At 70.4% G+C, this 26,092-nt stretch carries 21 protein-coding genes; 4 read left to right on the top strand and 17 right to left on the bottom strand.

Going from position 1 to position 26,092, the window contains the following annotated elements; all coding sequences use genetic code 11:
* From proB to rplU, 4 genes are all read right to left on the bottom strand, one after another.
* On the bottom strand, window positions 1–789 hold the full coding sequence (gene proB, locus NNL39_RS09930; RefSeq protein WP_255159126.1) for a glutamate 5-kinase: 789 nt from the start codon (window positions 787–789) through the stop codon (window positions 1–3).
* Window positions 782–2,308: a GTPase ObgE gene (obgE, locus tag NNL39_RS09925; protein WP_255159125.1), complete on the bottom strand. Its 1,527-nt coding sequence runs from the start codon at window positions 2,306–2,308 to the stop codon at window positions 782–784. The genes proB and obgE overlap by 8 nt, the downstream gene beginning before the upstream one ends.
* 130 nt (window positions 2,309–2,438) lie before the next feature.
* Entirely contained in the window at window positions 2,439–2,690 is a 252-nt protein-coding gene (gene rpmA, locus NNL39_RS09920; protein ID WP_255159124.1) for a 50S ribosomal protein L27, read from the bottom strand.
* Between the two features lie 15 nt (window positions 2,691–2,705).
* The gene (gene rplU, locus NNL39_RS09915) at window positions 2,706–3,014 is read right to left on the bottom strand and encodes a 50S ribosomal protein L21 (protein WP_255159123.1); all 309 of its coding nucleotides are present in this window, start codon (window positions 3,012–3,014) and stop codon (window positions 2,706–2,708) included.
* A gap of 190 nt (window positions 3,015–3,204) precedes the next feature.
* Between rplU and NNL39_RS09910 the strand changes: the two genes are divergently transcribed.
* Complete coding sequence (locus NNL39_RS09910) at window positions 3,205–3,477, top strand: DUF4031 domain-containing protein (protein ID WP_255159122.1); 273 nt, start codon at window positions 3,205–3,207, stop codon at window positions 3,475–3,477.
* A 48-nt stretch (window positions 3,478–3,525) separates the two neighbouring features.
* Here the strand turns inward: NNL39_RS09910 and NNL39_RS09905 are convergent, their stop codons facing one another.
* The 4 genes from NNL39_RS09905 to NNL39_RS09890 are packed head-to-tail and all read right to left on the bottom strand — an operon-like array spanning window position 3,526 to window position 9,391.
* On the bottom strand, window positions 3,526–5,001 hold the full coding sequence (locus tag NNL39_RS09905; RefSeq protein ID WP_255159121.1) for a hypothetical protein: 1,476 nt from the start codon (window positions 4,999–5,001) through the stop codon (window positions 3,526–3,528).
* The gene (locus NNL39_RS09900) at window positions 4,982–5,758 is read right to left on the bottom strand and encodes a TIGR03943 family putative permease subunit (RefSeq protein ID WP_255159120.1); all 777 of its coding nucleotides are present in this window, start codon (window positions 5,756–5,758) and stop codon (window positions 4,982–4,984) included. The genes NNL39_RS09905 and NNL39_RS09900 overlap by 20 nt, the downstream gene beginning before the upstream one ends.
* Window positions 5,751–6,806, bottom strand: coding sequence for a permease (locus tag NNL39_RS09895; RefSeq protein ID WP_407665113.1), 1,056 nt, complete (start codon window positions 6,804–6,806; stop codon window positions 5,751–5,753). The genes NNL39_RS09900 and NNL39_RS09895 overlap by 8 nt, the downstream gene beginning before the upstream one ends.
* A gap of 35 nt (window positions 6,807–6,841) precedes the next feature.
* On the bottom strand, window positions 6,842–9,391 hold the full coding sequence (locus NNL39_RS09890) for an Rne/Rng family ribonuclease (RefSeq protein WP_255159119.1): 2,550 nt from the start codon (window positions 9,389–9,391) through the stop codon (window positions 6,842–6,844).
* A 385-nt stretch (window positions 9,392–9,776) separates the two neighbouring features.
* Between NNL39_RS09890 and NNL39_RS09885 the strand changes: the two genes are divergently transcribed.
* Window positions 9,777–10,409, top strand: coding sequence for a vitamin K epoxide reductase family protein (locus tag NNL39_RS09885; RefSeq protein WP_255159118.1), 633 nt, complete (start codon window positions 9,777–9,779; stop codon window positions 10,407–10,409).
* 18 nt (window positions 10,410–10,427) lie between these two features.
* Here NNL39_RS09885 and NNL39_RS09880 read toward each other — a convergent pair whose 3' ends face one another.
* From NNL39_RS09880 to ileS, 7 genes are read right to left on the bottom strand one after another with little or no spacing between them, the layout of a single operon-like run.
* Entirely contained in the window at window positions 10,428–10,853 is a 426-nt protein-coding gene (locus tag NNL39_RS09880; protein WP_255159117.1) for a hypothetical protein, read from the bottom strand.
* A gap of 23 nt (window positions 10,854–10,876) precedes the next feature.
* Window positions 10,877–11,776: a glycosyltransferase family protein gene (locus NNL39_RS09875; protein WP_255159116.1), complete on the bottom strand. Its 900-nt coding sequence runs from the start codon at window positions 11,774–11,776 to the stop codon at window positions 10,877–10,879.
* A 7-nt stretch (window positions 11,777–11,783) separates the two neighbouring features.
* Window positions 11,784–13,046: an NDP-hexose 2,3-dehydratase family protein gene (locus NNL39_RS09870; protein ID WP_255159115.1), complete on the bottom strand. Its 1,263-nt coding sequence runs from the start codon at window positions 13,044–13,046 to the stop codon at window positions 11,784–11,786.
* Window positions 13,047–13,059: 13 nt separating this feature from the next.
* On the bottom strand, window positions 13,060–13,482 hold the full coding sequence (gene ndk, locus NNL39_RS09865) for a nucleoside-diphosphate kinase (protein ID WP_255159114.1): 423 nt from the start codon (window positions 13,480–13,482) through the stop codon (window positions 13,060–13,062).
* A gap of 39 nt (window positions 13,483–13,521) precedes the next feature.
* Entirely contained in the window at window positions 13,522–13,908 is a 387-nt protein-coding gene (locus NNL39_RS09860; protein ID WP_255159113.1) for a DUF4233 domain-containing protein, read from the bottom strand.
* Entirely contained in the window at window positions 13,905–15,284 is a 1,380-nt protein-coding gene (locus tag NNL39_RS09855; protein WP_255159112.1) for a bifunctional folylpolyglutamate synthase/dihydrofolate synthase, read from the bottom strand. Before NNL39_RS09855 ends, NNL39_RS09860 begins: the two co-directional genes overlap by 4 nt.
* The gene (gene ileS, locus NNL39_RS09850) at window positions 15,281–18,499 is read right to left on the bottom strand and encodes an isoleucine--tRNA ligase (protein ID WP_255159111.1); all 3,219 of its coding nucleotides are present in this window, start codon (window positions 18,497–18,499) and stop codon (window positions 15,281–15,283) included. The genes NNL39_RS09855 and ileS overlap by 4 nt, the downstream gene beginning before the upstream one ends.
* Window positions 18,500–18,788: 289 nt before the next feature.
* Here ileS and NNL39_RS09845 point away from each other — a divergent pair, with 289 nt between their 5' ends.
* The gene (locus NNL39_RS09845) at window positions 18,789–20,126 is read left to right on the top strand and encodes an MFS transporter (RefSeq protein ID WP_255159110.1); all 1,338 of its coding nucleotides are present in this window, start codon (window positions 18,789–18,791) and stop codon (window positions 20,124–20,126) included.
* A 60-nt stretch (window positions 20,127–20,186) separates the two neighbouring features.
* Window positions 20,187–20,813: a hypothetical protein gene (locus NNL39_RS09840; protein ID WP_255159109.1), complete on the top strand. Its 627-nt coding sequence runs from the start codon at window positions 20,187–20,189 to the stop codon at window positions 20,811–20,813.
* Window positions 20,814–20,831: 18 nt separating this feature from the next.
* Here NNL39_RS09840 and NNL39_RS09835 read toward each other — a convergent pair whose 3' ends face one another.
* Together NNL39_RS09835 and NNL39_RS09830 are read right to left on the bottom strand one after the other, a co-directional pair.
* A complete protein-coding gene (locus tag NNL39_RS09835) occupies window positions 20,832–22,667 on the bottom strand; it encodes a fibronectin type III domain-containing protein (RefSeq protein WP_255159108.1) in 1,836 nt (611 codons plus the stop codon).
* A complete protein-coding gene (locus tag NNL39_RS09830) occupies window positions 22,667–26,080 on the bottom strand; it encodes a fibronectin type III domain-containing protein (protein ID WP_255159107.1) in 3,414 nt (1,137 codons plus the stop codon). The genes NNL39_RS09835 and NNL39_RS09830 overlap by 1 nt, the downstream gene beginning before the upstream one ends.
* Window positions 26,081–26,092: the final 12 nt, after the last annotated feature.

Below are 26,092 nucleotides of genomic sequence, written 5' to 3'. Positions count from 1 at the left end.
TCAGTCTACCGGGGCTGCCTCGAACCAGGTTCCGACGACGTCGCCCGCGAGGGCCTGTGCGACGCGGTCGGTCGACGTGAGCACGACGGGAATCCCCTGGCCGACGGCGAGCTTCGCGGCGGCGATCTTGGTGCCCGCTCCCCCGGTGCCGACCCCGGCCGCGCCGATGTCGCCGAGCTCGACGCTCGCGAGGTCGTCGTCGTGAGCGACGCGTTCGATGCGCTCGGCGCCCGGCTCGTGGGGCGGGCGCGTGTAGAGCGCGTCGACGTCGCTCAGCAGCACGAGCAGGTCGGCGTGCACGAGCTCGCTCACGAGCGCCGCGAGGCGGTCGTTGTCGCCGAACCGGATCTCCTGCGTCGCCACCGTGTCGTTCTCGTTGACGATGACGAGGATGCGCAGGCCGAGCAGGCGCTCCATGGCGCGCTGCGCGTTGCTGCGGGGCGTGGCGTTCTCGAGGTCGCCCGCGGTCAGCAGCACCTGCCCGGCGACGATGCCGTAGCGGTCGAGGCTCTCTTGATACCGGAAGATGAGCACGTTCTGGCCGACGGCGGCCGCCGCCTGCTGCGTGGCGAGGTCGGTCGGGCGCGCGTCGAGCTTGAGGTACGGGATGCCCGTGGCGATGGCCCCCGACGACACGAGCACGACCTCCACACCGCGGGCGTGGGCGGCTGCGAGCGCGTCGACGAGCGGGCCGATCTGCCCGACGTTGGGGCCGCTGATCGACGACGACCCCACCTTCACCACGATGCGCTTCGCCGCCGTGACGGCGGCGCGCTGCTGCTCAGTCATCGCCCTCCTCGTCGTTCCACCTGCTCGCATCCCGCTCAGCAATGCGCTCGGCCTCGAGCTCGGCTCGAGCCGCGGTCTTGGCGTCCATGCGCTCGTAGTAGCTCTGGCGACGCTGGCTCGTCGACGGCCGGTTGAGCGCATCGAGGCGCGGGTCGGTGCCGCGCGGGGCCGTCATGAGCTCGGCCGCGCTCGTGAGCGTCGGCTCCCAGTCGAAGACGACGCCGTCGCCAGGCCCGATGACGACGGTGGCGCCGGCAACGGCACCGGCCGTGAAGAGCTTGTCTTCGATGCCCAGCTTGGCAAGCCGGTCGGCGAGGTAGCCGACGGCCTCGTCGTTGCGGAAGTCGGTCTGCTGCACCCAGCGCTCGGGCTTGGCGCCGAGGATGCGGTAGAGGTTGCCGTCGCTGCCGCCCTCGACGACGATGCGGAAGTCTTCGGTGTTGACCGCGCGCGGACGCAGCACGATGCGCTCGCGCGTCACCGCCTCGGCGGCCTTCGCTGTGCGATCGGCCTCGACGAGCTCGGCGAGTGCGAACGTGAGCGGACGCAGGCCCTCACGGCTGACGGCGCTGATCTCGAAGACGCGGTAGCCGCGCGCTTCGAGCTCGGGGCGCACGAGCTCGGCGAGGTCGCGCCCCTCGGGCACGTCGACCTTGTTGAGCGCCACGAGCTGGGGGCGCTCGAGCAGGGGCGTCTGACCTTCGGGGACGGGATACGCGGCGAGCTCGGTGAGGATGATCTCGAGGTCGCTGATGGGGTCGCGGCCCGGCTCGAGCGTGGCGCAGTCGAGCACGTGCAGCAGCGCGCTGCAGCGCTCGACGTGGCGCAGGAATTCGAGGCCCAGCCCCTTGCCTTCGCTCGCGCCCTCGATGAGGCCGGGAACATCGGCGACGGTGAAGCGGCTTTCGCCCGACTCGACGACGCCCAGGTTGGGGTGCAGGGTCGTGAAGGGGTAGTCGGCGATCTTGGGCTTGGCCGCGGAGATGGCCGCGATGAGGCTCGACTTACCGGCGCTCGGGTAGCCGACGAGCGCGACGTCGGCGACCGTCTTGAGCTCGAGGACGATGTCGCCCTCCCAGCCCTCGGTGCCGAGCAGCGCGAAACCGGGCGCCTTGCGCTTCGTGGTGGCGAGCGCCGCGTTGCCGAGGCCGCCTTGGCCGCCGGGAGCGACGACGATGCGCATGCCGGGCTCGGTCAGGTCGGCGAGCTCGGTGCCGTCGGCGTCGCGCACGACCGTGCCGATGGGCACAGGCAGTTCGAGGTCTGTGCCCGTGAAGCCCGAGCGGTTGTCGCCCATGCCGGGGCCGCCGTTGTCGCTCGAGCGGTGCGGCCGGCGGTGGTAGCCGAGCAGGGTGGTCTCGATGGCGGCCGCGACGAGCACGATGTCGCCGCCGTCGCCGCCGTTGCCGCCATCGGGGCCCGCGAGGGGCTTGAACTTCTCACGCCGCACCGAGACGCAGCCGTGGCCGCCGTTTCCCGCGCGCAGGTGAAGGGTCACACGGTCGACGAACGTCGCCATGGTGGTGCCTCCTCGTACTGCTCTGCCGCGGCGCCGATGTGCCCGTGACTGCTGTCGTGCTGTGCTGCTGTGGAACGGCAGAAGGGGCGGGCCGAAGCCCGCCCCCTCGCGTGTGGATCTGTGGTCGTGGCTAGACGCTCACGACGTTGACGACCTTGCGGCCGCCCTTCTGGCCGAACTGCACCGCACCCGCCTCGAGCGCGAAGAGGGTGTCGTCACCGCCACGGCCGACGTTGGCGCCGGGGTGGAAGTGGGTGCCGCGCTGGCGGACGAGGATCTCGCCGGCCTTGACGACCTGGCCGCCGAAGCGCTTCACACCCAGGTACTGGGGGTTGGAGTCGCGACCGTTGCGGGTGGACGATGCGCCCTTTTTGTGTGCCATTGTTCGCGCCCCTTCTTACTTGATGCCGGTGATCTTGACGCGGGTCAGGTCGGCGCGGAAACCCTGGCGCTTCTTGTACCCGGTCTTGTTCTTGAACTTCTGGATGACGATCTTGGGGCCGCGCAGGTCGCCCAGCACCTCGGCCGTCACGGTGATCTTCGCGAGCTTCTTCGCGTCGGTGGTGACCGTGTCACCGTCGACGTGCAGAACCGGGGTCAGCTGGATGGTGCCATCCTCGCTCGCCTTGATGCGGTCGAGAACGACAACCGTGCCGACCTCCACCTTCTCCTGCCGCCCACCGGCGCGCACAACTGCGTAGACCACGTTTCACCTTTGCTCTGTTGACAGAATCCTGCTCGTGCGCATCGAAGGCGACGCGTCGAGACGTGCTGGGGGGTGTCGGCGCGGGCATAGCCCAGCGCGCACCAACGGTCAAGAATAGCCGACCGCGGGATGCCCGGTCAAACGCGCCCGATCGGCGCGCTCCCGGCGCCCTCAGCCTACAATCGCGACCATGGCCGTGCTGATCGATGAGCCCATCTGGCCGGCCCACGGCCGCCTCTGGGGGCACCTCGTGAGCGATACCTCGCTCGACGAGCTGCACGCCTTCGCGGCGGCCGCGGGAATCCCCGACCGGGGCTTCGATCACGACCACTACGACTACCCCGACGAGCGTCGCGAAGCCCTCATCGCGCAGGGCGCCGTGCCCGTGACGGGCAAAGAGCTCGTCGCCCGCCTCACCGCCGCGGGGCTGCGGGTGAGCCAGCGCGAGAAGCGCGGGCTCTAGTCAGCGCTGAGCCAGCGCGAGAAGCGCGGGCTCTCGGCCCACCACTGGTCACCAGATCGGCGAGAACCCCTCGAGCGTGCGCACGACGGCGCCCGACTCGATGTCGACGATGACCGTCGTGACCGAGGTGGGGCGGCCGTTGACGACGCGGGCGTCGGGCACCGCATCCGCCACCGAGGGTGTCACTTCGACCGCGACGTACTGGTCGTTCGTCGAGAGCACGAAGTCACCGATGCTGCCGCGGTCGTCGATCGTGCGGAACAGCACGCGCGCCGCGCCCGTGCCGTCGTCGGCGACGAGCAGCGTCGTGACCCCGCCCGTAGCATCGTCGGGCACGGCGACCTTCTGCACGCGCAGCTCGGTGCGGGTCAGCAGTGCTTGACCCCCGAAAGCGAAGGCACCGTCGACGGGCGAGGGGTCGAGCCGCGACTCGCGGCCCGTCGCGAGGTCGAGCACGATGCCGCCGAACGCGTCCGCCCCCGTGAGGCGCGTCGCGTCGGTCGAGAGGCCGTAGGCGGTCGGCATCTGCCCGATCGGCAGGGCGACCGGCTCGCCGACGAGCTCGACGCGCAGCACCTCTTGCTCGACGGTGTGCACGATCATCGTGGCGCCGTCGGGCAGGAACTGTGCGACGCGCGCCGTCACGGCTGTGCCGTCGAGCGCGCGCACGATCGTGGTGGGCCCGTCGGCGCCCAGATCGATGACGGCGAGCGCGCGCGTCAACGGATCCTGCTCGGGGGCTCCCTCGGGGGGCGTGCCGACGCTCGAGATCACGAGGCCGAGCAGCGTGCCGACGGGCGGCACGATGAGCTTGTCGACGCGCACCCCCTCCGGCAGGCGCAGCTGCTGCACGCCGCCGTCGCTCGACACGGCCTCGAGCACACTCGTGCCGCCGGGCGCGTCGCGCGCGACCACGAGCACGTTCTCGATCGGGGCGATGTGCTGGATGCCCGGCGCAGCATGCACGACCTCGCCGCGACCCGTGCCGTCGAGGGGCGCGCGCAGCACCTCGTCCTGCGATTCCCCGCGGTCGAGGTACAGCACCTCGCCCTGCGCGGTCGTGAAGCGGTGGGTGAACGTCGCCGTGGCCTCGCGGCTCGTCGCGGGCACGTCGACGATCTCGACTGTGTAGTCGGTGCCGTAGCGCAGGCGCTGCTCGAACTGCACGATGAGCAGGTCGTCTTGCACGCTCACCGAGACCTCGGCCGCCGGGCTCACCGACACCTGTGCGGCCGTCACTTCGCCGAGGGGCTGGTTGGCGAACAGGCGCAGCTGCTGGCCGGGCTGCTCGGTGACCCGCTGGGGGTCGACGATGGCCGAGCTGAGCTTGGGGCCCTGCAGGCTGCCGAGCACGAGGAAGACGGCGGAGACGACCGAGAGGGTCGCGACGAGCATCCAGAACGTGCGCGAGAAGCGGCGCCGCTCGCGCTGCTCGCGCAGGCGCTGCGAGGCGGCCGCCACCCGACGCGCGGCGGGCAGCCCGGCGTCGGGCCGCGACTCGGCGTCAGAAGAGGTAGGGCTCACTCGGCTGATCCACCACCTCGACGACGGTGGGCACGAGCACGACCGGCTGCGTGCCCGTGCGCGAGGGGTTGCTCTCGAACGCGCCCGAGACCTGCACCCACGTGTCGGGCGGGTACTGCTCGGCCCAGCCCGGCAGGTGCACGGGAACGCCGAGCGGCTGCGCGTCGACGGCGCAGCACGTGACGGCGAAGCGCGAGACGTAGAACGTGTTCTCGGGGTCGTCGGCGTCAGCGGTGACGAAGCCCAGGAGGGCCGTCACGGGCTTGTCGTCGAAGAACGCGAGGTCGCTCGTCTGGCGCAGCACCGTCGACCACTCGCGCACGGTGAACGCGGCGACGGTCTCGGCGTCGGCGACCGAGGCGGCCGCCAGGGTCTCGGCGTCGTCGCTCGCGGTGGCATTGATCTCGCGCTGCTCGGCCGTGGCCGTGCTGAGCGTCGCGGGCGGGATGAGCACCATGCCGACCGTGAACGCCACGGCGAGGCCCGCGGCCGCGAGGCTCACGGCGCGCGACCGTCGGCTCGGCGGCGCCACGGCCTCGTCGTCGTGCTGCCGCGGCGAGGCGAGGGCGAGCACGGCGGCCGCGACGGCGATCGCCGACATGATGACGGTGAACAGGATGTAGCGCGGGTGGATGTAGAGCACGAGCTGCCCCACGGCCGCGAGCCAGAGCGTGATGGCGCCCATGACGCCGATGATGACGACGCCGCGCCAGCGCTGCACGTGGCGCCACAGGGTGGCGCGCTGCTGATCAGGCAAGGTAGTTCACCACCAGTCCGAGGGCGAGGCTCAGCAGCGCGACGATCGTCGTCAGCTGCACGAGCGTGCGGGTCGAGTAGGTCGTGCGCATGAGCGCGAGCATCTTGATGTCGACGATGGGGCCGAAGACGAGGAAGGTCACGATCGAGCCGGGCAGGAAGGTCGAGGCGAAGGGCAGGATGAAGAAGGCGTCGACGTTCGAGCACACCGAGATGATGAACGCGAGCACCATCATCGCGAGCACGCTGTAGAGGGGGTCGCTGCCGAGGGCGACGAGCACGTCGCGCGGCACGATGACCTGGATCGCGCCGGCGATGAGCGAGCCGATGACGAGCGCCGGCATCAGGATGCTCGACTCGCGCACGAACAGGTCGAGACTCTGCTCGCGCCGGGTGCGGTCGTGCCCGTGGCCGTCGTCGAGGCGGCACTCTTCGGCGAACCGCCCGCTCAGCAGGCTCATGGGCTGCGGGTGCTTGCTGAACAGCCACCCGAGGATGTTGGCGATGGCGAAGCCGCCGAGCAGTCGCGCGATGAGGATGCCGTCGTCGAACCCGAACGCCTGGTGCGTCGTGATGATGGTCACCGGATTGAGGATGGGGGCGGCGATGAGGAACGTCATCGACTCGGGCACCGTGAACCCGCGCCGCACGAGCCCGCGCGCGAGCGGCACGTTGCCGCACTCGCACACGGGCAGGAACATGCCGAAGAGCGAGATGACCGCGCGCCGACCCCACGGGTTGCGCGGCAGGATGCGCAGCAGCCAGCTCTCGGGGATCCACACCTGCACGAGCACCGAGAGCACGATGCCGAGCATGATGAACGGCAGCGACTCGATGATGACGCTCGTCGAGAGCGTCAGCAGGTCTTGCACCGGGTTCGGGATGCCCCAGGGTCCGGTCTCGGCCGTGACGGCACGCACGGCCACGAGCGCGACGAGCACCACGGTCGCCCCGACGGCCCACGCGACGTGCACGCCGCGAGCTCGGCGCCGCACGGGCGCCGAGCCGTGGTCGTGGCCGGCGTGCTGCTCGGCGGTGGTCTGCGTCACATCCAGCATCCTAGGGAGCGCCCCTCAGAGCGCCCTCACGACGCGTCGGGCGCGCCCTGGGTCGTGATGGTGCCGCTCGAGACCCGTCGCGAGGCGCGCTTGCGCGTGCCGGGGGCCGGGGGCTCGGGCAGCGACTCGAGCACCGAGCCGAGCAGCTGGTCGGCCGTCGTCGCGTCGATCGGCGCGCGGCCGCGTGCCGGCTTCTTCGTGACGGGGATGTCGAGGATCTCGACCGTCGCGGCCTCAGCCGGGGCGGTGGATGCGGCGGTCGCGGTCTCGACGACCGTCTCGGCCGCCGAGTCGGTCGCGGTGCCGCTCGCCAGCACGGGCAGCTCGATCGCGCCCGTCGCGGGCGCGTCGTGGTGCACGGTCTTCGCGGCGATCGCGGCGACCGCGCGGCTCACGTCGTCGGTGATGGCGTGCGCCGCGGCCGGCGTGCCGGAGCGGCCGGAGCCGCCGCGGTTCGAGCCGTTCTGCCCGCCGCCGTTGCCGCCGTTACCGTTGCCCGATCCACCGCGTCGGCGACCGCTCGAGCCGCCGATGCCGCCGCCGTTGGCTGCGGTGTCCGAGCCCTGGCGGTGCCGCACGACGGGCTCGTGGTGCACGATGAGGCCGCGACCGGCGCAGACCTCGCACGACTCGCTGAAGGTCTCGAGCAGGCCGAGGCCGAGGCGCTTGCGGGTCATCTGCACGAGGCCGAGGCTCGTGACCTCGGCGACCTGGTGCTTCGTGCGGTCGCGGCTCAGGCACTCCATGAGGCGGCGCAGCACGAGGTCGCGGTTCGACTCGAGCACCATGTCGATGAAGTCGACGACGATGATGCCGCCGATGTCGCGCAGGCGCAGCTGGCGCACGAGCTCTTCGGCCGCTTCGAGGTTGTTCTTCGTGACGGTCTCTTCGAGGTTGCCGCCCGAGCCGACGAACTTGCCGGTGTTGACGTCGACGACCGTCATGGCCTCGGTGCGGTCGATGATGAGCGAGCCGCCCGAGGGAAGCCAGACCTTGCGGTCGAGGGCCTTCTCGATCTGCTCCGAGATGCGGTACTCGTCGAAGGGGTCGCGGTCTCCCTCGTGCTTCTGCACGCGGTCGAGCAGATCGGGAGCGACGCCACGCAGGTAGGCCTCGATCGTCTGCTGCGCATCCGCCCCGCTGATGACGAGCGAGCGGAAGTCTTCGTTGAAGACGTCGCGGATGATCTTGATGAGCAGGTCGGGCTCGCTGTGCAGCATGGCCGGAGCCGGGGTCGTCGAGAGCTGCTTGCTGATCTCGGCCCACTGGCTCGTGAGGCGCTGCACGTCGAGCGTCAACTGCTCTTCCGTCGCGCCTTCGGCCGCCGTGCGCACGATGACGCCGACGTTCTCGGGCAGCACCTCTTTGAGAATCTTCTTGAGGCGGGCGCGCTCGGTGTCGGGCAGCTTGCGGCTGATGCCGCTCATCGAGCCGTTCGGCACGTAGACGAGGTAGCGGCCGGGCAGGCTCACCTGACTCGTCAGGCGGGCGCCCTTGTGGCCGATGGGGTCTTTCGTGACCTGCACGAGCACCTTGTCGCCGGGCTTGAGCGCGAGCTCAATGCGGCGCGGCTGGGTCTTGCCGTCGCTGTCGAGCGCGGCCGAATCCCAGTCGACCTCGCCCGAGTAGAGCACGGCGTTGCGGCCGCGCCCGATGTCGACGAAGGCGGCCTCCATGCTCGGCAGCACGTTCTGCACCTTGCCGAGGTAGACGTTGCCGATGAGGCTCGACTCTTGCGAGCGAGCCACGTAGTGCTCAACGAGCACACCGTCTTCGAGCACGCCGATCTGGATGCGCCCGTCTTTCGAGCGCACGATCATCTGGCGGTCGACGCTCTCGCGGCGAGCGAGGAACTCGGCCTCGGTCACGACCGGGCGGCGACGACCGGCGTCGCGGCCGTCGCGGCGGCGCTGCTTCTTGGCTTCGAGGCGCGTCGAGCCCTTGATGCGCTGGGGCTCGGTGATGAGCTCGGCGGGTCGCCTTCCGGCGCGCGAGCGCGTGCTCGGCTCGTCGTCGCGCGGGCTCTCGGTGCGACCGGTGTCGCCCTCGGCCCCGCCGCGGGTGCGGCGCGAGCGCGAGCGGCGGCGGCTCGTGACCGTGCCCTCCTCGTCGTCGAGGTCGAGGGGCGCGCGGCTCGATCGGCCGTCGACGGCACCGCCGCGCGGCGCAACGGCCTCGACGGGCGGCGCGAAGAACAGCAGCGAGGTGGTCGACTCCGGCTTGAGCTCGGGGAACACGGGCGCGGCCTTCGCGGCGGCGGGCGCGGTCTCGGTCGCGGCCTCAGGCTCAGTCGCGGCCTCCGGCTCGGACCCGGTCTCAGCCTCGGGCTCGGGCGCGGCGTCAGGCTCGGCGGCAGCGACGTCGGCGGGAGCGGCCTCGGCCGCATCCATCACCGCATCGGGCGCCGTGTCGATCGCTGCGGGAGTCGCCGACGCGTCGTCGACCGGCTCGGCGAGCGGGCCGCCGTCGAAGCCCGGCTCGCTCTGCGCGGCGTGCTCGCTGACCTTCTTCGGCGCGCGGCTCGCGAACAGTCGCGTGCGCTTCTTGGTCGTCTTCTCGTTGTCGTCACTCACCATCGCTGGTGCACTCCTCGACCGCTCGGGCCGCGCCCGTACGGGAAATCTCGGGTGATGGGCCGTGCCCCCACCGAACTCTTCTGTTGTGGCTGGCCGGGCCCCCGTGTCGAGTGCTGCGCCGGCCGGCGCTGGCGATGCCGACCCTGTCACGGTTGCGGCACTGCCGCCCCACGCGCCCTGTCACGACGGTGCGGCTGAGGAAACTGGCTATTCCCCGCGGTCGCGGCAATCGGTGCCGCAATACTGGTCTGGTAACGCCCAGAAAGCTCTTTTGTTCGTCATCGCGAGCGCGGCTGGCGACGACTGCTCCTCATTATCGCACGGACTCGCGAACTCGGGACGTTCGACCCCCGCGCCGGCTCGGCGCGCCGACGATAATCGAGGGGTGACCGACCTCCATGCCGCCGACACGACCGCGCCCGCCGAGGACCGCCGCCCGATCGGGCTGGCCCTCTTCCTCATCATCACCGGCGCGGTGGGGTGGCTTGGGGCGATGGCGCTCATCACCGAGCGCGTCAAGCTGCTGCTCGACCCCGAGTACACGCTCAACTGCGACATCAATCCGCTCATCTCGTGCGGCAATGTCATGGCGTCGTGGCAGGCCTCGCTGCTGGGCTTCCCCAACCCGCTGCTCGGCGTGGCCGGACTCGTCGCCCCGATCGCAGTGGGCGTGGCCCTGCTCGCCGGCGCGCGCTTCGATCGCTGGTTCTGGTGGGCGTTCCTCACGGGCGTCACGGGCGCCTTCGTGTTCGTGCACTGGCTCTTCGACCAGGCCGTCTACCAGATCGGCGCGCTGTGCCCGTGGTGCATGCTCGTCTGGCTCATGGTCATCCCGATGTTCTGGGTGCTGCTGGTGTGGTGCCTCAAGGGCGACGTACTCACCAGCAATGCCGCCGTTCAGCGCCTCGCCGGCGCGGTCTGGCCGTTCACCTGGGTGATCGTGGTGGCGAACCTCGTCGCGATCGCCGTCGCGATCCTCGTGCAGTTCCCCACCCTCATCGGGCTGCTGCTCGGGTAGCCGTTCAGCGCGACCGAATCAGCGGGGAACGAGAGGCACGATCAGCACGGGCTTTCCCGAGAATGCCGCATTGTTCGCCGCCCGCGACAGCAGCAGTATCGACGACGCAATCAGCCCGACGATTCCGCGACGTCGCAGCAAGCGGCGCGTTCCGCGCGCCTCGGCCCGGAGGTGGCGCGGGGTCGAGAGCACGCGCGGCACGGGTCTGCCCTGCGACTCGACGATGATGCGCTCAACGCCGAGCACGGGAACCCAACAGGCGGGCACCCGCAATCGCGGCACCGCGGCACGCATCGACTCGAGGGCGTCGGCGATGAGCACGTCGCCGGGGCGCAGGGTGAGCATCCATTCGGCGGGCCCGTCGTCGGCCGGCTGCGTCTGCGCGGCGAGCGAGACCGCCGTGTCTGCCGCTCCGGCGTCCGACGCCCCTCGCGACGTCCGCATGCGGACCGCGATGCCGGGGCGCGTCACGACAGCCCCCCGAACGGCACCTCGCGAAGACCCTGCTCGATGAGTGCCGAGCGGCGGGGCGTGCGGATGCGCCCCGAGGCCACCCGCGCGTCGAACTCGCTCAGCGCCTCGGTGTACGCAGGGTTCTCGAGCGCCGGAATGCCGGATCGCAGCGTCTCAACGGCCTCGGTGCGAGCCCACACGTGCATGACCGTCAACCAGCCGAGCATCGCGGCTCGCTGGGTCGCCGGGCTCTCAACGAAACGGCCGTTCTCGTCGGGCCGCTTGTCGTTGAAGACGACGGCGTGCGGAGCCACCCTCAGCTCCCAGCCGGCGTCGCGCAGGCGCCAGCTCAGGTCGACATCGTTGTGGTACAGGAAGAACGAGGCGGCGTCGTAGCCACCGACGGAATCCCAGGCGGTGCCGCGCACGAGACTGCTCGCCCCCGTGATCCACGACACGGGCGCGCCGTAGGGTTCGGGCCGCGGCTGCTCGAGCGAGGGTACTTGGCGGGCCTCGACTCCCCCGACCGTCGGCTCGTCGAGCACGGCCATGAGCTCGCCGATCGACTCGGGTGCGAGCACGAGATCAGGAGCCATGAGCAGAAGGGCATCGGCCGGGCCGACCTCGGCCCACAGCCGGTTGTGGCCGCCCGAGGGCCCGAGGTTCTCACCGAACGTGCGGTGGTCGAGCCGCACGCCGACCGCGCCGAGCGACGCCGCCAGCGCATCGACGGCCGCCGAGTCGAGCACCGGCTCGGGCGAGCAGTCCCCGATGCGCCACTCGATCGACGCGAGGTCGGGCCGCGACCGGCGCACCGCTCTCGCGGCGCCGACGACACTCGCCGCTGCCCGATCGATGCCATCGCGAGGGGTCGCGAAATGGATCGACTGGATCGCGAGGGATCGCAGGGTCATCGGCGTCTCACAGCCACGGCAGCAGCAGCGACAGGGCGCTGCGGGCTTCGTTCGTCGTCCACTCGCCCTCGCGCATGAGCACGACGAGCTGCGCGAGCGAGAGCCACAGCGTGCCCTCCGGCGCCGAGCTGGGGTCATCGACGCGCACGAGCGCGTAGCGGGAGCGGTCGTGCAAGAACCGACCGCCTTCGTCGGACTGATGCACGGCGGCGATCACTTCGCCCGCCGTCGGCGCCTCGCGTGACCGCTCGCCCGGTGCGCGCACCCGCGTAGCCGTCAGCTCGACACGGTGCAGCAGCCCCGGCTCGGTCACGGGCGTCAACCCGAACAGGGGATGCGGCCCGCGGTCATCGACCCACACTTCGACGAGCCCGTCGTCGACGCTGTCGATGATCGGCTGATCCCAGCGCTCGACTTCGCGACCCCAGCACCGCACGGCGATGTGCCGCACGTGGAACGGCCCGGACGCGAGCGGAGTGATCCCGATGTCGTCGAGCCGCCAGCCGTCGAGCGCGTCGACGGCGATCCACTGGGGCGCCGCCGCCGCGCGGCGGGCCGCGAGCAGGGACTCGGTGACCGCGTGCACGTCATCGGTGGCGCGCAGCGAGGCGGCGAGGCGCGCACTCCACGCATCGCGATGCCGCGTGAACGGTTCGCGGCCCAGCAGCGCAGGCCAGCTCGCCGTCACGAGCACCGAGCGAGCATCCGTGTTGACGAGCCAGTCGTGGGCGAGCAGATCGAGAATCTCGTCGACGGGCATCCAGCGGTGGGCGGCACCGTGGTCGAGCACTGCGACGGCTTCGGCGATGACGTTGGCGTTGAGCTTGCCGGCAAAGCGCGTTCCCTGCTCGCTGCCGAGCACCCGCGAGCGCAGCCGCACGGCGTCCGACGCGAACTCCCGGCTGAACGGCGGTGCGGCTCCGCCGTGCACGCGATCGGCGTTGCTCGCGGTGGCCTGCACGGTCGGGGCCAGTTGCGCGCCGCCGACATTGCCGGGCTCGACCTTGGCGTGCACGAGCACCTCACGCCGGGCATCTCCCCGGCACAGAAAGCCCAGCGTGCCGATCTCGCGCTGCTCGAGCAGCGGCTGATCACCCTGCGCGGTGCGCACGCCAACCACCCGGAAGAAGCGGTCGCTGCGGTGCCGAATGGCGCCGTCGCGCACGGCCCAGTCGGTCGAGTCGCTCAGACGGGCAGGGGTGACCTCCAGCTCGGCGCTATCAGCGACCGTCGCGAGCCAGTCGCTGACTCGCGCTCGCTCGGTCGTCATGGCCGGTGTGTGCTCAGGCGAACCAGAGGGCGAGCTCGCGCGCGGCGCTCTCGGGCGAGTCGCTGCCGTGCACGAGGTTCTGCTGCACGCGCAGGCCCCAGTCGCGGCCGAGGTCGCCGCGGATGGTGCCGGGAGCGGCGGTCGTGGGGTCGGTCGTGCCGGCGAGCGAGCGGAAGCCTTCGATGACGCGATTGCCGGCGACACGCGCGGCCACCACGGGGCCCGACTCCATGAACTCGATGAGCGGCTCGTAGAAGGGCTTGCCCTCGTGCTCGGCGTAGTGGGCGGAGAGCAGGTCGCGATCGGGCTGCACCATGCGAAGGTCGACGAGCTGGTAGCCCTTCGCCTCGATGCGGCGCAGAATCTCGCCGGTCAGGCCGCGGGCGACGCCATCGGGCTTGATCAGCACAAGGGTCTCTTCGACGGTGGTGGTCATGGGGGGCTCCTCTGGTGGCGGGCGGATGCTCGGGCGGGGTCAGGCGGAGGCTGCGCGCTTCGCGGCGTCGAGCTGGGTGCCCTTGACGAAGCAGTAGATCCAGAATCCCACGAAGATCGCGGCGGTGACGGCCGCGAGCACTTCGATGAATCCGGTCGAGAGCAGCACGAGCTGCAGCGCGTGGCCGAACCACACGCCCCAGCGGTAGCGCACGACGCGCGTGGCGATGAGCAGCAGCAGCACGAGCACGCCGCCGAGGCCGAACACGAGCCCGGGCGGGGCGATGTCGAGGCCGTTGATGGCGAGGGTGCCGAAGATGACGGCGAGCACCTCCATGCCGAGCGTCACGGTCAGCAGCGACTCGAGGGCGCCGCGTTCGCGCTTCGGTCGGCGGGCGGGCTGTTCTGCAGCGGTGGTGTCGGTCACAGCGCCCAATTCTGCTCGCGCGCGATGAGCATCGCCTGACCGACAAGAGTGATCGAGCCCGTCACGAGCACGGCGTCGTTCGGTCCGGCCTCGTCGCGCGCCTCGTCGAGCGCGACGGCGAGGTCGGGCTCGATGCGCACGCGGTCGGGGCCGGCGACCGCAGTGACGATCTCGGCGAGCTCGTCGGCGTCGACGGCGCGCGGCGAGTCGCTGCGCGTGACGATGAAGCGGTCGACGATCGGGTCGAGCGCCTCGATGATGCCGCGCTCGTCCTTCTCGGCGAGCACGCCGATGATGGCGGTGATCGAGTCGAAGGCGAACGAGCCCATGAGCGCGCGGGCGAGCGCTTCAGCACCGTGCGGGTTGTGGGCCGCGTCGACGAGCACGCTTGGCTCGATGCCGATGAGCTGCAAGCGCCCGGGGCTCGTGACCGTGGCGAAGCCCTCGGTGAGCACGTCGTCGGCGAGCGGCTGCGTGCCGTCGCCGAGGAACGATTCGACGGCCGCGATGGCCACGGCGGCGTTGTGCGCCTGATGCTCGCCGAAGAGGGGCAGGAAGAGCTCGCGGTACTCCCCCGCCCGGCCGCGCACGTCGATGAGCTGTCCGCCGACCGCGAGGCGGGCATCCAGCAGCGCGAAGCCGACCCCTTCGGCGACGACCTCGGCCTCGTTGTGGGCGGCGGCGCTGACGATCTCATCCATGGCCTCGGTCGCCTGCAGCGCGGTGACGACGGTGGCCGCGGGCTTGATGATGCCCGCCTTGGTGCGCGCGATCTCGGCGACCGTGCTGCCGAGGTGGCGGGTGTGGTCGAGCGCGACCGGGGTGAGCACGGCCACGTCGCCGTCGGCCACGTTGGTCGAATCCCACTCGCCGCCCATGCCCACCTCGATGACGGCCACGTCGACGGGCGCGTCGGCGAAGCTCGCGTAGGCGAGCGCCGTGAGCGCCTCGAAGTTGGTGAGCGCGGGCTCGCCGCTCGCCGCGAGCTCGGCGTCGACCATGAGCAGGTAGGGCGCGACGTCGGCCCAGTTGTCGGCGAGCGCCCGGTCGGCGATGGGCTCACCGTCGATGACGATGCGCTCGTTGATGCGCAGCAGGTGCGGACTCGTGAGCAGGCCCGTGCGCAGGCCGTAGGCGCGCAGGATGCTCTCGATCATGCGCGCCGTCGAGGTCTTGCCGTTCGTGCCGGTGATGTGCACGATCGCGAAGCTGCGCTGCGGGTCGCCGAGCAGCTCGACCGCCCGGCGGGCGGCGTCGAGGCGCGGCTGCGGGCTGCCCTCGCTGCCGCGCGCGAGCAGTTCGGCGTGCACGGTCTCGGCCGCGGCGCGGTCGGCCGCGGCCTGCGCGGCATCGCGCTCGCGCTCGTCGCCGCTCATGCGCGCACCACCGACACGGTCACGGATGCTCCCTCGCCCACCGCGGTCGCGGTGCCCTCGCCAGCCTGGCCGACCTCGAGGGTGGTGGCAAGCGTCTCGGCGCTGATGAGCTGCCGGTGCGCGTCGATCGCGGCGCGGGCCGCGTCGTCGTCCGACCCGAGCGTCAGCGCAATGCGGTCGCTGACGTCGAGGCCGGCGTCTTTGCGCGCCTGCTGCACGGCGCGGATGACGTCGCGTGCGAGGCCCTCGGCGGCGAGCTCGGGCGTGACGCGCGTGTCGAGCAGCACGAAGCCGGCGCCGGGCAGGAACTGCACGGCGGCGGCGGGGTCGTCGAGCTCGAGTTCGAGGGTGTACTCCCCTGGCTCGAGCGGCACACCGCCGACGACGACACGGGGCTCATCAGAGCCTCCGCCATCGAGCATCCAGTCGCCGGCCTTCGCGGCGGCGATGACCTGCTGCACCTGCTGGCCGATGCGGGGGCCGGCGGCGCGCGCGTTGACGGCGAGGCGGCGCGCGATGCCGTACTCGTCGACGAGGCTCTCGTCGAACTCGACGAGCGTCACGGTCTTGACGTTGAGCTCGTCGCGCACGATGTCGCTGAAGTCGGCGAGCGCCGCGGCGCCGGGCGTGACGACCGTGAGGCTCTGCAGCGGCAGGCGCACGCGCAGGCCCTGCGCCTTGCGCAGCGCGAGGCCCGAGCTCGCGATGGCGCGCACGCGGTCCATGGCGGCGACGAGGGCCTCGTCGGCCGGGAACTCCTCGGCGTGCGGCCAATCGGTGAGGTGCACGCTCTCGCCGCCCGTGAGGCCGCGCCAGACCTCGTCGGCGACGAGCGGCGCGAGCGGGGCCGACAGGCGGGCGAGGGTCTCGAGCACGGTGAAGAGCGTGTCGTGAGCATCCCGATCATCGCCCGCCCAGAAGCGGTCGCGCGAGCGGCGCACGTACCAGTTGGTGAGCACGTCGGCGAAGTCGCGCAGCGCGGCGGCGGCGAGCGGCGCGTCGAGGGCCTCGAGCTGCGTCGTCACCTCGACGACGAGGTCGCGCGTCTTGGCGAGCAGGTAGCGGTCGAGCACGTTGCCCGAGTCGGTGCGGCGCTCGGCCGCGCCGAGCGCGCCCGCGTTGGCGTAGAGGGTGAAGAAGTAGTAGGTGCTCCACAGCGGCAGCAGGAACTGGCGCACGCCCTCACGGATTCCCTCTTCGGTGACGACGAGGTTGCCGCCGCGAATGACCGAGCTCGACATGAGGAACCAGCGCATGGCGTCGGCGCCGTCGCGCTCGAACACCTCGCCCACGTCCGGGTAGTTGCGCAGGCTCTTCGACATCTTCTGGCCGTCGTTGCCGAGCACGATGCCGTGGCTGATGACGTTCGAGAACCCGGGGCGGTCGAACAGCGCCGTCGCGAGCACGTGCATCGTGTAGAACCAGCCGCGGGTCTGCCCGATGTACTCGACGATGAAGTCGGCCGGGTTGTGCGAGTCGAACCAGTCGGCGTTCTCGAAGGGGTAGTGCACCTGGGCGAACGGCATCGAGCCCGAGTCGAACCACACGTCGAAGACATCCTCGATGCGCCGCATCGTCGACTGCCCCGTGGGGTCGTCGGGGTTCGGGCGCGTGAGCTCGTCGATGAAGGGGCGGTGCAGGTCGACCTCGCCGTCGGCGTTGCGCGGCAGGGTGCCGAAGTCGGCTTCAAGCTCGGCGAGCGAGCCGTACACGTCGACGCGCGGGTGGTTGGGGTCGTCGCTCTTCCAGACGGGAATCGGGCTGCCCCAGTAGCGGTTGCGGCTGATCGACCAGTCGCGCGCACCCTCGAGCCACTTGCCGAACTGGCCGTGCTTGACGTTCTCGGGCACCCAGGTGATCTGCTCGTTGAGCTCAAGCATGCGGTCGCGCAGCTGCGTGACGCGCACGAACCAGCTCGACACGGCCTTGTAGATGAGCGGGTTGCGGCACCGCCAGCAGTGCGGGTAGCTGTGCTCGTAGCTGCGCACCTGGAACAGCCGGCCGGCCTCGCGCAGCATCGCCGTGAGCGGCTTGTTCGCCTCGAACACCTGCTGGCCCGCGACCTCGGGCACGGTGGTGAGGAACCGGCCCCCGTCGTCGACCGAGATGATGATCGGGATGCCCGCGGCAGCACACGTCGCCTGGTCGTCTTCGCCGTACGCGGGTGCCTGGTGCACGATGCCCGTGCCCTCACCCGTGGCGACATAGTCGGCGACGAGGATCTGCCACGCGTTCTGCGTGCCCCACACCTCGACGTCGGCGTAGTAGTCCCACAGCCGGTCGTACTGCACGCCGCCGAGCTCGGCTCCGCGCATCGTGCGCGACACGGCCGCGCGCGCCTCCTCGAAGGAGGTGAAGCCCAGCTCTTTCACGTACGCGCCGATGGTGTCGGCGGCCAGCAGGAACGACTCGGCCCCCGCATCCACGATCGCGTACTCGATCTCGGGGCCGACGGCGAGCGCGAGGTTCGTCGGCAGGGTCCACGGAGTCGTCGTCCACGCGAGCGCCTTCACGCCCGTGAGGCCGAGCGCCTCGGCCTTCTCGCCGACGAGGGGGAAGGTGACCGTGACCGACTGGTCTTGCCGCATCTTGTAGACGTCGTCGTCCATGCGCAGCTCGTGGTTCGACAGCGGCGTCTCGTCGCGCCAGCAGTAGGGCAGCACGCGGTAGCCCTCGTAGGCGAGGCCCTTCTCGTGCAGGGTCTTGAAGGCCCACAGCACGCTCTCCATGAACGTGATGTCGAGCGTCTTGTAGTCGTTGTCGAAGTCGACCCAGCGCGCCTGGCGCGTCACATAGGTCTGCCACTCGTCGGTGTAGCGCAGCACCGACTCGCGCGCCTTGGCATTGAAGGCCTCGATGCCCATGTCTTCGATCTGGGACTTCTCGGTGATGCCCAGCTGCTTCATGGCCTCGAGCTCGGCCGGCAGCCCGTGGGTGTCCCACCCGAAGCGGCGGTGCACCTGCTTGCCGCGCATGGTCTGGAAGCGCGGGAAGACGTCTTTCGCATAGCCAGTGAGCAGGTGGCCGTAGTGCGGCAGGCCGTTGGCGAACGGCGGGCCGTCGTAGAAGACCCACTCGTCGCAGCCCTCGCGCTGGGCGATCGAGCGCCGGAAGGTGTCGTGCGCGGCCCAGTGCGCGAGCACCTCGTGCTCGAGGGCCGGAAAGCTCGGCGAGGCGACGACCGAGGTGTCGTCGCGGTGCAGGGGGTAGGTCATGGGCGGTACTCCTGGAATCAACGGTGTCGACTGCTGCGCTCACCGCGAGGACGACTGCGCTGTCGGCGCTGCCGCGGTACCACCCCGCTTGCGGGCTCCCCCCATCGCTGGTGGATGCTCGCCTCTCTGCATCGGCTGTGACGGGCCTGCCCCGCTCGGGTCTAGTGGTCGCTCGAGAGCGACGTTCTTCCGAGGACTCCCCGGTGATGGCCGGATCGATGTCTGTGGGTCCATGGTATCCGCCCGACCGCCCGGGAATGAACCGAGGGGCGACTACGCTGAGGGACTTGTGACCGCCCTGACCGCTCCCGCCCCCATCGCACCCTCCGACCCGCGCATCGCGCGCCGCGCCCGCTGGGCCTCGCTCGTCGGAACCTCACTCGAGTCGTACGACTTCTACCTCTTCGCCTACTTCTCGGCGTTCTTCGCCGGCCCGCTCTTCTTCGAGCCGCTCGGCGCGGTGGGCGCGAACCTCGCCGCGCTCGCGACGATCGGCGTCGCCTTCGTCATCCGCCCGCTCGGCGCCATCATCTTCGGCCACCTCGGCGACCGCATCGGCCGCCGCACGGTGCTCATCGTGACGATCACGATGATGGGCATCGCGACGGGCCTCATCGGCGTGCTGCCCACCTTCGAGCAGGCTGGCTGGTTCGGCGCCGTGCTGCTCGTGCTGCTGCGCGTGGTGCAGGGAATCTCGCTCGGCGGCGAGTGGGGCGGCGCGGTGCTCATCGCGACCGAGCACGAGACCCGCGCCAAGCGCGCCTTCGCCGCGGCCATGCCGCAGCTTGGCTCGCCCATCGGCTCGATCCTGGCGGCCGTCGCCTTCCTGTGGCTGACGCTCACGCTGTCGAGCGCCGAGATCAGCGAGTGGGCGTGGCGCGTGCCGTTCCTCACGGCCATCCCGCTGCTGGCCATCTCGCTCTACCTGCGGCTGGCCATCACCGAGACGCCGGTGTTCACGGCGGTGAAGGATGCGGGGCGCGCGCCGCGCATCCCCCTCGCCGCCCTGCTGCGCGCCCAGCCCGCCACGATCGTCGTCGCCGTGGGCGTCGCGCTGCTCGGCATCGGTTCGTACTCGCTCATGAACACCTACACGATCAACTACGGCGCGGCCGTGCTCGGCTACGACTACTCGCAGTTGCTCATCGCCACGACGATCGGCGGGCTGCTGCAGCTCGTGACGATCCCGCTGTTCGGCGCGTGGGCGACGCGCATCGGCTCGGGCCTCGTCGTCGCGATCGGCGCGCTGGGCACGCTGCTCGTATCGTTCCCGATCTACTTCTTCCTGCAAGACGCGAGCTTCGGCTTCCTCGTCGGCATGATGATCATCGGCGGCATCCTGCCGACCATGAGCTGGGCGGCGCTCGGCGGCATCTTCACCGAGCTCTTCGACGAGCGCTACCGCTACTCGGCGCTCGGCTTCTCATACGCCCTCGCCGCCGTCGTGGCCGGATTCGTGCCCGCGCTCACGGGCGCGCTCGGCGCGGCGACCGGCAACGCGTGGTGGCACCCCGCCATCGTGCTCGCCGGCATGTCGGTCATCACACTCGTGGCCTCGCTCGTCGCCATCCGCATCCGGGTCGACCGCGACGACGCACCTCTGGCCGAGGCGGGCGCCGCGCTCTAGGCTGAGCGCGACCGGCGCGGCGACGGCGTCGGCACGCCGCCGAGACCTCCGGGAGCTGCGATGAGCGACGAGACCCCCACCGAGCGGTTCGAGCCGCCCACCGCACCGCTGCCGCAGGGCGCCTGGCGCGAGGCCTCCGCGGTGACGACCGAGACCGAGGGCCCCGATCGGCGCATGCTCATCGCGCTCATCGCCATCGCGGCGGCGATTCTCATCGCCCTCGTCGTGCTCATCGTCGTGCTCGTGGGCAACGCCGGGTCGAACACGGCGCAGCCCGGGCCCGAGATCACGGCGAGCGAGAGCGAGAGCCCCGAGCCGACGCCCACCGAGACCGAGTCGCCCGAGCCGAGCGTCGAGCCCAGCACCGAGCCGAGCGCGACCACGGCCCCGCCGCCTCCCGCGCAGAGCCCGAGCTTCGCGACCTTCACCGGGCCCGACCGCGCCACGTGCCCCGACACGTCGAGCGCCGTCGCCATCACGTGGAGCTGGAGCAGCACGAACGCCGTGAACGCGTGGTTCGGTATCGGCACGAACAACGCCAAGGCCGAGCCGTTCGAGTCGGTGCCGACGACGGCGACCTACACGTTCAACTACCAGTGCAGCGAGGCGAGCCAGCGCTACACGGTCACGCTCGAAGACTCCGCCGGGCGCCTGACGCACAAGACCGTGGAGATCGTGCGGCAGTAGCGCGGCGCAGCAGCCAGGCTACGGCGCGGGGAAAATGAGCCGGGTGGGGCCGTACGGTCCGGCGCCCTGGGCCGAGAAGGCGCGAGCGCGAACCTCGTAGGTGCCCGACGGGGTGAGCCCGTCGATGGTGACCGTGTCGCCGGGGCCGAGCTCGGTGAGGGTGAGCGTGGTCCACGAGGCCGCTCCGAGGACGCGGTAATCGATTTCGTAGGACGTGATCGGATACGCGGGGTCAGCCGTCACACGCACAGGGTTCGTCGAACTGGTGGACATCCGCGAACTGCTCGAGAGCACGGTCACAGCGCCCGGCACGCCGCTGAGCGTCGTTGTGCGGGTGATCGGCGATGCTCCGCCCGCGCCGATGGCGCTGACGGCGTACGACGAGAACTCGTAGGGGGCCAGCCGGTTGAGGCCCGTGACCGTGATCCACGGATTGGCCGAGACACCGTCCGGGAACACCGTCCAGGTCGCCGAGCCGACCGGACGGTAGCGCACGACGTAGTCGATGATGGGGCTGCCGTTGTTCCACGGTGTCGCCGATTTCACCAGCACGGTATGCGCGCTCGGCTCCAGTGTTAGGGCGGTGATCGCCGATGGCACACCGCTCTGGGTCTGCACGGTCACGAGCGTCGAAGGGCCTCGACCGTACACGGTCGTCGCGTAGAGCGCGAGCTCGAGCTTCGCGCCCCGCGCGAGACCGGTCACCATGCCGCGCCCCGTACCCGTCGAGACGAAGGTCGCCTCACGCCACGTCGTCGTGCCGACAGGTCGAACGAGAACGCGGTAGCCGGAAATGGGGGTGATGTTGTCCCCCGTTGTCGGCACTCCGAAGTCGAGCGAGACGCTCGACAGGGTCGGATCCCACCACGTCACGTTCCGGGGCGCCGTCGGCAACCCCGAGTGCACGGTGAAGCGGGCTGTCTGCGGTGAGCCCGACCCGAATACCGACTTCGCCCAGACCCGGGTCTCGTAGGTGACGCCTCGCTTCAGGCCGGTGATCTCGACGCGCGATGCCGTCGGCGAGATGCCGTCGGCGACGGTTCGCCACGTCGTGTAGCCGGCCTGCCGGTACTGCACCACGTAGTCGATCACCGGTGAGCCGATCGGCGTCGCGTCGCTCCAGGAGACGGCGTGCGAGCTGACCGATCGCGCGGAGGCCCACACGTTCGGCCGCCCCGGGATGCCGTGCAGGGTGTACGCATCGATGATTCTCGACGGCCCGCGCCCGTACGAGGTCAGGGCGTAGACCGCGATCTCGTAGTCACGGCTGCGCAGCAGCCCCGTGATGACCGTCGACCGCTCGGTGCTCACCCCGTCGGCGAGGGTGCGCCAGGTCGTCGTGCCGTGCAGGCGGTGCAGCACGACGTAGTCGACGACGTCGCCACCACCGTTGGTGGTTGTCACTGCGTTCCACGAGACCTCGATCGTGCTCGTGCCGACCGGGTAGAAGTAGACCTGGGCGGGCGCCGACGGCAGGCCCGTGAGCGTCTTCACCAGCACCGCGCTCGAGAATGCGCCCCGCCCCGACTCGGTGACCGCGGCCACTTTGACGTAGTACGACGAGCCGCGCTTGAGACCGGCCAGCACCGCCGACAGGTCGGTCGACACGCCATCGTTCGCCGTGGAGTAGGTGCTCGTCGTCGTGAGGCGGAACTGCACGACGTAGTCGCTCACGGTGCCCGACGGTGTCGACGGAGCGCCCCACGTGAGCTGCACCGTTCCGACCCCCGCAGTGGCGGCCACGCCCGTGGGGGCTGTCGACAGCGCGGCGGGGGCGACGGCGGAGGCAGCCGCGGGCACCCCTGACACCACGGTCACGAGAGCGAGACCGAGGGTCAGGAGGGCACGCAGCATTACGGTCCGCTGGAGGCGACGCCGTCCACGATCGGCGTGCTGTAGGCGCTCGTGCCTGCACTGCTCGTCGCCGAAGCCCGGAACTGGTAGACCGCGTCGATGATCAGGTTGGGGATGGTGACCTCTCCCCCGTTACCGGTGAGGGACTCGACGACCGTGATCCACGTGCCCGTCGAACCCGTTCCCAGTTTGTACTGCACCGTGTAGCCCGTGATCGGGTAGAACGGGTCAGAGCTCGAGGCGACGCTCAGCGTCAACTCGCCCTCGAACTCGGAGGTCTGCGCGGCACTCTCCGACGTGACAGCCGGAATGCTCGGCACACCCGAGGCGGTCGTGACGCGCTTGGTGGTGCTCGAGCCCGAGAGCACGGTGGCGCCCGCCTGCGTGCGCGCGAAGACGTTCACGTCGTACGCCTTGTTGCGCGTCAGGCCCGTGATCGTGGCCGTCGTGCCGGTGCCCACGCCATCGGCGAAGGTGATCCACGTGGTGGCACCCGCCGCGCGGTAGCGGATCACGTAGTCGGTGATCGTGCCGCCGTTGCTCGCCGGTGCCGTCCAGCTGAGGTCGACGGTCTGCGAGGTGGCCGTGGTCGCCAGACCCGTGGGGGCCGAGGCCGTGCCGCTCAGCGTCGACTTCTTGATGAGCACCGAGGCACCCGTGCCGATCACCGTCTTGGCGTTGACCACGAACTCGTACGACTTGTTGCGCGTCAGCCCCGAGATCGTGTGCGTCGTCGCCGTGCTGACGCTGTCGTTCACCGTGATCCACGTCGTCGCACCGGTGGCCCGGTAGCGGATGACGTAGTCGGTGATGTCGCCGCCGTCGTTCGTGGTCGACGGCGCGACCCAGTCGAGCTGCATCGACGAGATGGTCGCGGTGCCCGTCAGCGCCGTGGGCGCTGAGGGCAGGCCGGTCATGGTCGTGCGCTTGACGATCGCCGACGGCGCGGTGCCGAACTGCGTTTTCGCCGCGACCGCGAACTCGTATGAGACGCCGCGCGTCAGGCCCGAGATGGTGGCACCGGTTGCCGAGGTCTCACCGTCGTTGAAGACGACCCACGTCGTGCCCCCCGTACGCCGGTACTTGATGACGTAGTCGATAAGGTTGCCGCCGTTGGTCGTGCTCGGTGCGTTCCACGCAAGCCCCATCGTCGTGCGCGTCGGCGTAGCGACGAGCGAGGTCGGCAGCGAGGCCAGCCCCGAGAGGGTCGAGCGCTTCGTCACGGCCGAGGTGCCCACACCGAACTGCGTCTTCGCCTGGATGGCGAACTCGTAGCTGCGGCTGCCCGAGAGGCCCGTGACGGTGGCAGTGGTCGCCGTGCTCACGCCGTCGGTGAACGTCTTCCACGTCGTGGTGCCCGTGACGCGGTAGCGGATGACGTAGTCGCTGATCGTGCCGCCGTTCAGGGTCGCCGGCGCGGTCCAGTCGAGCTGGATGCTGCGGGGCGCCGGCGTGGAGATCACGCCGGTCGGGGCGGTCGGCAAGCCCGTGAGGGTCTTGACGAGCACGGCGGGCGTGAACGTGCCCGTACCGAACTCCGTCTTCGCGGCCACCTTCACGTAGTACGAGGTGCCGAACTTGAGTCCCGTGATCTCGGTGTCGTAGTACGTGGCGCCCACACCGTCGTTGAACGTCAGGTACGTCGATGACGTCGTCGGCCGGTACTGGATGACAAAGTCGCTGATCGTGCCGCCGATCTGCGTCGGGTCGGCCCACTCGAGACCGATTCGGCCGGGCAGCGCCTGCGTGTTGAGGTAGGCGGGTGCGCTCAGCGCGGGCTTCGTGACGGTGGCCGTTGCGGCGCTCGTCTTCGAGAGCGAGGCGTAGCCCTCGGCGTACGCCGTGACGGTCACCGTGATGGTCTTGCCGACGTCGGCAGGAGTCAGCTCGTAGTCGAGGTCGGTCGCGCCGGGAATCGCGACACCCGATCGCTTCCACTGCACGCGAATGTCGGGGTCGACGTCCGGCTCGGGCCCGGTCTGCACCCACGAGCCGGCGTTGGCCGTGAGGTTGCCCAGTCCTACGGGCGAACCCAGGATCGTCGGCGTCGGCGCAGTCGTGAGGGTCTGCAGCCGCGAGGCGAAGACCATGATCTCCGGGTCGCCGCCCCAATTGCAGACGTAGTACTCCCAGCCATAGGTGTTGCAGAAGCTACCAAGCGACTCGTTGAGTTTCGGATCAAAGGCGCTCGCCTCGGCCTCGATTTTCGCCCACACTTGCGCGGGCGTGAGGGTCGGGTAGTGGCTGAGAATACGTGCGGCAACTCCAGCGACGTGCGGCGCGGCCATTGAGGTACCGCTGAGAATCGCGGTGTCGGTGTTGCTGTCGGAGTCGGCCGACTTTACCTCGCTACCGGGCGCGTAGATGTCGCTGCAGCTGCCGAAGTTCGAGTAGCTGGCATCGTCATTGCCCTTTGTCGAAGCGTTGACGGTGATCGCGTTCGGTGCGCTAGCCGGGCTGTAGTCACAAGTGAGCGGGGAGTACTGCGACGAGTTTCCGAAGTTTCCCGACGACACCACCACGGTAATGCCGTCGTTGATGACGGCCTGCACCTTGTTGTTGAGAACGACGTCGTACGGACCGCCCAGGCTCATGTTGACGACAGCGGGCTCGCCCGGCTGGTGGTCGGCGATGACCCAGTCGAGCGCGAGGTTGATATCGGCGGTGGTCGCCTCGTCCGTGTCTGAGCACCCGAAAACCCGTACCGGCACGAGCGTCACCTTCTTGGCGACGCCATACGTCGTGCCGCCGACAGTGCCCGCGACGTGCGTGCCGTGGCCGTTGCAGTCCCCCGAACTAGTAAAGCGCGAAGAGAAGTAACCCGACTCGAGACGCCCGGTGAACTGCGTGTGGGTGGAGCGGATGCCCGAGTCGACGATGTAGGCCGTGACGCCCTCGCCCGTGGTGTCGTAGGTGTACTTGTAGTCGAGCGTTCCCGTGGTCTGATCGATGCGGCCGAGGCCCCACGGAGTCGAGGTCTGGGTCGTGACGAACGAGTCGGGCTGGGGGCCCACCCCGGTCGTCTCGATCGTCTCGCTCGGCCGGTAGATGAAGTTGGGGTACGCCTCGAGCACGAGCGGCGACTGCTCGAGCTGCGCGGCGGCCTCCCGAGCCGCATCGGCCGACTGCACCTCGTCGAACTCGACCGTGCGAAGGCCGCGACCGATGTTGTCGCCCGCGCTCACCTGCAGCTCGAGCGCCTCGGCCCCCGTCACCTCCCCGCCCTGCGTGGGCAGCGTGCCCGGCTTGTAGCGCACGATGAGGCCCGCGGCCTCGCCGGCGGGACGCTCGGAGTCGGAGCCCTTGGGCGGCTCGGGCGCAGCATCCGGAGCCGCGAACGCGGCCAAGGGCGCTGAAGAGATCGCGATCGCGACGCCGAGCAGGAGGGACAGGGTGGAATGGCGACGGCGCACGGGGATCCCTAG

Origin of the sequence: Microcella humidisoli (assembly GCF_024362325.1) — a bacterium.
Classification (GTDB): Bacteria; Actinomycetota; Actinomycetes; order Actinomycetales; family Microbacteriaceae; genus Microcella; species Microcella humidisoli.
The sequence above is the reverse complement of the archived record's forward strand: the minus strand, read 5'-3'. Positions and strand labels throughout refer to the sequence as shown.